This window comes from Vibrio fortis (assembly GCF_000695685.1).
Lineage (GTDB): Bacteria > Pseudomonadota > Gammaproteobacteria > Enterobacterales > Vibrionaceae > Vibrio > Vibrio fortis_A.
In genome coordinates this window covers 1-7,294 of the sequence record NZ_JFFR01000010.1, presented here as the reverse complement: position 1 = coordinate 7,294, position 7,294 = coordinate 1, and the positions used below count along the sequence as shown (strand labels likewise).

The window sequence follows — 7,294 nt, the reverse complement described above, 5'->3', positions numbered from 1 at the left end:
TATTTTTGCGGTATCGACCTAGCTAAAAACCACTTTAGCCTTCATGCCGTAGACCAAAATGGTAAAGTCATACTTCATAAGTCAGTAGCACGCTCTAAACTATTGACTAAAATAGCAAATATGCCACTCATGCGTATAGGCATTGAAGCGTGTGGTGGTGCACATTATTGAGCTGGAACACTCAATAAACTGGGTCATGACGCCCACATTATGGCTGTTAAATACGTAATTCCTTATCGAACTAAGGGAAAGAACGACCTTAATGATGCTGTTGCTATGTTTGACAACTGGGGGAGACCATATATGTGAGCAACGTAATACCGAAGCTTCCGCTTACTATCTTGAATTTCAAACGTAACGCGTGGTAAAAAACCAAGTGTTGCGAATCAACCTTAAACAATTTTTATGAGTACTTAGTTTGAATCTCCCTCAAAAGGCTCAATACGGACTGTTCTATAAGTGGTTCAAGATCTGCAAAATCAAACTCAGGTCTAATATGAAGGATTGAGTTCAAATGTAGGAGACCTCTAATATACCTGCTCCAACTAAGCTTGTTTGTTGAACGCAATGTTTCAATTGTCTCACCACTAACCAAAGAAATAACATCAAACTCTATTGTCACTAGAGGGCGCCAACCTAAGATTGCTCCCAAGCCAAACAATAACGAACCTCTTCTATGAAATGGCACACGAACAACGAGAGCAACATCGTGTGTAGTGAAACCATCTTCAGGCACCGAACTCAATGGCAATAGTTCTACTAGTTTGAAGCGAATATCATCAGTTAAACTAACACTATCGGATGACATGGAGTATTCATCTATAACTTTTAACAGATCTCTTCTAGGCGAAACTTTTATTGAATCTAAATATACAACCACTGAAACTCCATTGTACTTGTAACGTTCTGTTAAGGTATGAGTAACGCATTACCGGTTCCGCTTCAGTCGCCTTCGATGCTAAACACAACGTACGATTAAAATGCCACACGCCAGATATCAACCTTAAGTAATTTGTGTCAAAGCGGATTTAAAGACAATATCATGGCCATCTACTTCAATTAATCCAAAATCGCCTTCTATAGAAAGGATGCCTTGTAAATAAGATACTCCTTCAACTTCACCTAATGTCGGAATGCCGCTTAAAGTCGTCTTGCTAGCAGATAACTGCATTCCCTTAAAACGAACCGTTATCGCTTTACCTTGCTTATTACTGACAAAGAGTTTGACCTTCTGTTTAGACTCCAAAAGGAATAGCATTTCAATATAGGCATCATCAAAACTCTGATTCAGCGAGAGTAACTCAGAATCAATTAGACAATTTAGTTCCATATTTCTCCGGGCGTTACCCCCCTTTTTTAAATACCTAGCAACGTTACCATCTACCAAAAATATTGGGCCGTAGGCACTGAAAGTGATTCAAACAGAGAGTGCCACACATCGTGGTTCACTCTAATTTACTGCTAGGCTAATATCTACGCCTATCCACGCTACTATTGATAGTAGCTATTGACGTTACAAACCCTTCATAAGCTGGATAAGATAATGACATAACACTCTCAGTCGTTTCTGAAAACACTAGCTCACGATCTAAATCGTACTCAAACTGACTATTAATAGTCATATTGATAGCCATTTTAAGTTTATCAAGCTTAACTTCCATATCCCCGCTCGCGGTAGATTCGATGAATGCTGTACCATCTTTAATCTTGACCAACTTTCGAGTTCCATCAATAACCATAGAGACCTTCATTTCAGGGTGTAATGGCACGTCCATCGTAGCTTCAAATGGATACACATTTCCTAGCTCATACTTTTTGTGGTAAATCGAAAGTTCCTTATTAGGAAGTTCAAGCATTCGCTTTATCGAATCTTCTATTAGCTCATTCGACTGAGGTGTTTGAACCACGACATCAGAATAGGCACCATTCTTAGAAAGAGTCCCTTCAACAGAGATACCAACCATGTCCATATCACTCGGAATTTCTAATGCTATATACTCACCATTAATTTTTTGATACCTCTCAAATTGGGTAAATATCGTACGAAACATCCACTGGGCATTTTCGTCACTTATTACAACCTTAGTTTCTTCACTACTTATTTCTTTAGTATCGATAATGCTTGGGAACTGTGCTCTTACATCGATAGGAAGACTATCCAGATTTCCATCAAAACTAATATACATTTGACTTTCTTTAGTCTCACTAGTGACAGTTGTCGTATTCGGTTTATGTTCATCAACCAAAACCGCATCAGCCATCACTGGCAGTGATATAATACATAACGCTGTTAAAAATTTAACGCTACTCTTCATATTACTCTCTATAATCCACTAATTAACCTAAAGCCAAGCGCTTCAAATCACTCTTAAATACTTTTTATTTTTGTAGTCTTACTGCTGTGCCAAACACTAATATTTCTGATGCCCCATCAGTAACTGAGCTAGTTGTGAATCGTATTCCCACTATTGCATCAGCATTTAACTTTTGTGCATCTTCTATCAATCGCTCTACCGCTATATTTCGAGCTTCCATCAACATCTCGGTATAGCCTTTGAGTTCGCCGCCTACAATACCTTTTAAACCAGCCATGATATCTCGACCAACATGTTTAGACTGAACCACGTTGCCATTAACGATACCTAATACAGCCTCAATTTCCTTGCCAGGAACAGTTTCCGTTGTCGTATAAATCATAATTTCTCCTTAGAACATAAGTCCTTGTTTAGGTGTGAGGCACGCTATGCCAATGCCTCCGCATACCATCTTAACTACTAAAACCGCAGCATAATAAAAATGCCACGCGTTGACAGTCTGCTTAGATTGCTTGTTAGAATTTGATATCCAAAAACTATAATTTAACGCCTTTCTTCTAGGGCGAAAAGTACAAGGCACATTCTAATGAAGACAGTCCCTCACAAATGGCTGTTTGTATATCTAATTCTTTCTGAGTTTTCTTAGGCTTCCTGGGATTCTTTTTATGAAGCTCTTGAATAACTAAATACCCCCAATAACCTCTTCGTGCAGTGGCAAAAATTTCGTCTCCAACTGAAAAATAATGAGATCCTATGTTGTGTAAATCATATGTAAGATCTCTTTCGCCGTCGTTTATACAGAGGTACTTTACTGTTCCACCTTTAACTGAACGCTCACCTTTACAAGTAACCGTATAATTGATTTTTACTACTTCGTCACTCATATAATTTTCGTTAGAAATTGATATGCCGATTCTTATAAAAATAAACAGTGGAATGACCCAAATGGTCATGAGCGAGTTACTAACTAGGGGTTTTCCATATTGTCTATGTTCCACAATTATGTTTTCGGCACGTTTGTCTTTTTTTATTTTATAGATATATAAAAAAGCAGTTAAAGTAACGGCTAGGAAAGCTGAAACATAAGTGAAAGCACCATTGTCGAGAGTATTGTGATATACCGAAAATCTTGCCTTAAACACGAGAATCGATACAAAAACCAATGGGGCTATAAATGATATAAACTGAATGCTGCCTCCTAAAATTCTAACGCTGCATTAAGGGGTGAACAATGCTTCCACATAACCTAAGCCGACGCTCTGTAAACATTAATTTTGAAGTAGAATCTAAAATGCCAAGCATTGCGAATCGATTTTAAACAATTTGTTAGCAGGACATTACATGAATCGTAGATGTTTCATTGATATAACTATAGCCTTCGATAGTGAGTTCCCATATGTGCTTAGCCATGTTACTCCTGTACTGCTAACGCTTCACTAAACCGATAAAACCTAGCAAACTCCACGCTAAAAATGCGTAGTAAAACGTATCAACTTGATGATCTTGTTAGCAAACGAACTCAAACTCTTCGACATTCTCAAAAGAAAATTGCTTCAAATGTGATAGAGCTACATTTGAAACCACAAGCAAAGAGTCTTCTGTGATACCAAAATCATCTTGACCTGCTTTTCCATTTACTTTCAACCACAGAAACTCGGGAAGTGTTTTATTCGGGTAAAGCTCATTAAATAATTCAGATGTGGTAATTTTGGCTGCGTCCAAATCAAAGCCTGTTAAAGATGTCTTTTTAAGAGATTGCGACAGGTTGTAAGATACCAAAAAACACGGAAAAGATTCCAAGATATCATCACCAAGCCACCCTTGAAACTCGTAGTGCAAGTTAGTTACCAATGGAGGATAAACAGAAAAGTCGCCTTCAGTTTTTTCACCAAGACCGCCTGCGACTTCAGGCTCTATAACAAAATACTTCATATATTCTTTCTATTTATTTAGGAATGAGCTTACGGGCGATATTGCTATACCACCCAACTTAAAACCGGTGCCCTAAGCACTGACTCAGATTTGGATAAAATGGCCAAGCGTTAGGAGCCCCTACCTGTTAAGCGATTTGTTATGGTGATTTACTTCGTACTTGCTTGGATAATGAGTAATTCGATTTCTGAGTCAGACGTATTCACTAAGCCATGTGTACCGTAGGGTTTATTCACAATCATATCTCCAGAAGTTACCTTTCTAGACTCTCCCTCAATAGTCATGGTCCCTTCACCTTGTAAAATAATATACATTTCTTCATCATCACCATGAGTATGCTCTCCCATGGAGCTTCCCGGTGGCATTACAACTCTAATGGCAAAATCCCAAGCTCCTGAAAAATCTTTGCGTCTAAATGCTCGGTAGATATCAATTGAGCCTTCACCGCCATGGCTGTTTTTATCGACTTCTTTATCACAACTGTAAAAATTACGTATCATTTATTCTTAGTTTCCATTCATGAGAACTATAACGCAGTATTATGGTGTGAGCGACGCTTAGTTATACTTGAGCGAAGCGCAACCACACAGAGTTGCAAATCACTCTTAAATAGTTGTTATATTCGAATCTATTCTCTGTAAGGCGTAAAGTTGATGTCATAGCCAAAAGGATTTTCCTTTGGTGGTTCTTCAGGCTCTGTCTTATATATCTCAACTTTTCCTTTAACATGAAATCCTACTCGTTCACCAATAACGTTTAACATGTCACAAGCTTGATCGGTATCCAGTGCCCAAACTTTAATTGCCATAAAAGCAGAGCCAATAGGACAGTCGAAACTGTGTGAATTGTCGACGACTGTACCATCCGCCAACACAGTGAAATGAGTGTAGGGAGTCTGATCCTTTCCATATCTAAGTCTCAGTTTCCAATCCGAATTATTTTCCATTCTTACTCCATAGAACATAACGCCGTCTTAAACGCTTGTTTGGCTTAACTTCCACCATTTATCTGTCTTGCAAAATCCGCGTGAAAGTTGATTAGCTCAATACCATCAATTGCTTTTATTGATACATTGTTGCCTTCAACAGTACAAAAAGGCGGATAAGCGAATAGCAGTTGACCAACCTTTAGCTCCAAATCGCTTGGAATGCCCAATCTTTCAATTGGTTCCTCGTCAACCCAAGCCAAAAACTGTTCCCAGGTACAACCAAATCCATCAATATCACCCGTTTCAGCATTCAATTTAACTACCAAGTTATCTCGAATAAGAAATTGATCACCAAATCAATCCTGAGCAATTGGAAAATCACTTGCTTTAACTTCTCGATATAAATTGTGGAAAGCCAACTCACCCTCTAAGAAGGTATTAACATTTAACAAGCGTTCAAGTGCATCATAAGAGCGGGTCTGTAAACCGCCCGAATATAATATTTTCATCGTTTCTCGCTCTGTACGTCTAACCGCAGACAACGTACAAAACCAGTCGCTGCATTGCACCTTAAACACTAAATTCACCGCAAACTAAAAATGCCACGCGTTGTTTGTCGGTTTGAAGCTTTTGTTATGTAGTCTCTCAACTGAACAGCCCATTTAACTTCGGAGTTACAGCCAAACGACAGTCATACCTTTACGTCTCACTTCCTTTTGAGCTGAACCAAATACTCCGATGTACTACCATCCCAATAACACTTTACGCATCTACCTTGTTCGAACAAATGGGTACAGTTTTCGTACTCATATAAATAATGAGCACACTCTGGACACAACGACACCATTTTAGATTTGGACTTCATGAATAAACTCGAACACTCATTACATCTAAGTAAATCATCGCTTATATGCAACTTCGCCTCCCTTAAGATTCAAATTGCTCTCTGCCTACTACATAACGCAATGCCGAAGTTTCTACATATCACCTCAAACACCAAACGCAACGCAACGCATAGTGAAAATGCCACGTGTTGCGAATCGCTCTTGAACAATTTGTTGTGGACTCAAGGCAGAGGCATCCATTCTTTTACGCCTACATACTGGTCATATTTGTCTTGTTCGTCTTTTGTTTTTTGGCCTCTGATGTAACGCATTGAAAATCCACCATACATTGAACCACTGTTATTCAGAGACCAATCTACGATATCTTCATCTGAAACTAAGTATGCTTCACCGACGACAATATGATCTAACTGAGGGAGTGTTTCAAAAGCTTGAACCACGAAAGAATTTGAGTCTACATCTACCACCATGAACCATAAGTAAGCACCTTGTTCTGGGAAGTATACTTTTACAAGAGCAAAACTAGATGCAAGCTCATGGATAGACAATAGATCGCGAAAGGATCCAATGCTCGCTTTAGCTTCTGTAATAGTCTTCTGCCATGCAAGGTCAGTGGATAAAACTGGATTACTCTTCACTTCGTCACCCGAAAAACTTAAACCTGAATGTAGAATTGATACCAATAGTAGTAACCAATATTTCATTGTTAGCCCCAAACAACATAACACCCCGTTAAGGTATGAGGCACACAATACTGAAACCTCTGCATACCACCTTAAACACTAAACCTACCGCATAGTAAAAATGCCACGCGTTGAGAATCCCTCTTGAACAGTTTGCTATATGCTGTCTTCAAACATTGCATTTAAAATACCATACACCATTTCATGGCACGTGGAATTGCCTCCCAAATGAACTAACTCATTATCACTTTCACCACTCAGAAACGCCAAGTAAGGATGTGCTTCATTACCATCAAAACTAACGCTTGAAGAACTGTCGATCATACTTGCAACTTCAAAAGAAATATTACCAGTTAGTTCTTTTAGCAATGTTCCCTTAATACCAGCTCTTTCCAAATGTTCGGCAATACGTGCAATCATCTCACCAGTAAATACTTCCTGTTGAAGCATAAAATTATCTGCGTCTACTTTTAACTCCATAGGTACTTCATTCCTTTGTCTGGTATTGCATATAACGAATGACATGGATTCCCCCTACCGAGGATCTGCCACACTTATGTGGTACTTAAATGCATCGGAGGCACCATGTCT

Annotated in this window: 11 protein-coding genes and 1 pseudogene; 1 reads left to right on the top strand and 11 read right to left on the bottom strand. The window is 38.8% G+C overall.

The features are described from left to right. Positions 1-300, top strand: a pseudogene (locus VFDL14_RS23910) (IS110 family transposase); the annotation flags it as partial. A 103-nt stretch (positions 301-403) separates the two neighbouring features. On the opposite strand, the gene VFDL14_RS15265 reads toward VFDL14_RS23910, so the two are convergent. From VFDL14_RS15265 to VFDL14_RS15305, 11 genes are all read right to left on the bottom strand, one after another. Then, entirely contained in the window at positions 404-880 is a 477-nt protein-coding gene (locus tag VFDL14_RS15265) for a hypothetical protein (protein ID WP_235201679.1), read from the bottom strand. 123 nt (positions 881-1,003) lie between these two features. After that, entirely contained in the window at positions 1,004-1,330 is a 327-nt protein-coding gene (locus VFDL14_RS15270; RefSeq protein ID WP_032550397.1) for a hypothetical protein, read from the bottom strand. Positions 1,331-1,466: 136 nt separating this feature from the next. Continuing rightward, a complete protein-coding gene (locus VFDL14_RS15275; protein ID WP_032550396.1) occupies positions 1,467-2,315 on the bottom strand; it encodes a hypothetical protein in 849 nt (282 codons plus the stop codon). Positions 2,316-2,379: 64 nt separating this feature from the next. After that, positions 2,380-2,697: a heavy metal-binding domain-containing protein gene (locus VFDL14_RS15280; protein WP_032550395.1), complete on the bottom strand. Its 318-nt coding sequence runs from the start codon at positions 2,695-2,697 to the stop codon at positions 2,380-2,382. A gap of 175 nt (positions 2,698-2,872) precedes the next feature. Continuing rightward, positions 2,873-3,457: a hypothetical protein gene (locus tag VFDL14_RS15285; RefSeq protein WP_152549219.1), complete on the bottom strand. Its 585-nt coding sequence runs from the start codon at positions 3,455-3,457 to the stop codon at positions 2,873-2,875. 364 nt (positions 3,458-3,821) lie between these two features. Then, positions 3,822-4,247, bottom strand: a complete 426-nt coding sequence (locus tag VFDL14_RS15290) for a hypothetical protein (protein WP_032550393.1) — start codon at positions 4,245-4,247, stop codon at positions 3,822-3,824. Positions 4,248-4,396: 149 nt separating this feature from the next. Beyond that, positions 4,397-4,747: a cupin domain-containing protein gene (locus VFDL14_RS15295; RefSeq protein ID WP_032550392.1), complete on the bottom strand. Its 351-nt coding sequence runs from the start codon at positions 4,745-4,747 to the stop codon at positions 4,397-4,399. Between the two features lie 128 nt (positions 4,748-4,875). Next, positions 4,876-5,193, bottom strand: coding sequence for a hypothetical protein (locus VFDL14_RS24820; protein WP_235201677.1), 318 nt, complete (start codon positions 5,191-5,193; stop codon positions 4,876-4,878). A 44-nt stretch (positions 5,194-5,237) separates the two neighbouring features. Beyond that, on the bottom strand, positions 5,238-5,489 hold the full coding sequence (locus tag VFDL14_RS24915; protein WP_235201675.1) for a hypothetical protein: 252 nt from the start codon (positions 5,487-5,489) through the stop codon (positions 5,238-5,240). Between the two features lie 752 nt (positions 5,490-6,241). Next, positions 6,242-6,724 carry a DUF2314 domain-containing protein gene (locus tag VFDL14_RS15300; RefSeq protein ID WP_032550391.1) on the bottom strand — a complete coding sequence of 161 codons (483 nt, stop codon included), beginning with the start codon at positions 6,722-6,724 and terminating at the stop codon, positions 6,242-6,244. A 135-nt stretch (positions 6,725-6,859) separates the two neighbouring features. After that, the gene (locus tag VFDL14_RS15305) at positions 6,860-7,183 is read right to left on the bottom strand and encodes a hypothetical protein (protein WP_032550390.1); all 324 of its coding nucleotides are present in this window, start codon (positions 7,181-7,183) and stop codon (positions 6,860-6,862) included. Between the last annotated feature and the right edge of the window lie 111 nt (positions 7,184-7,294).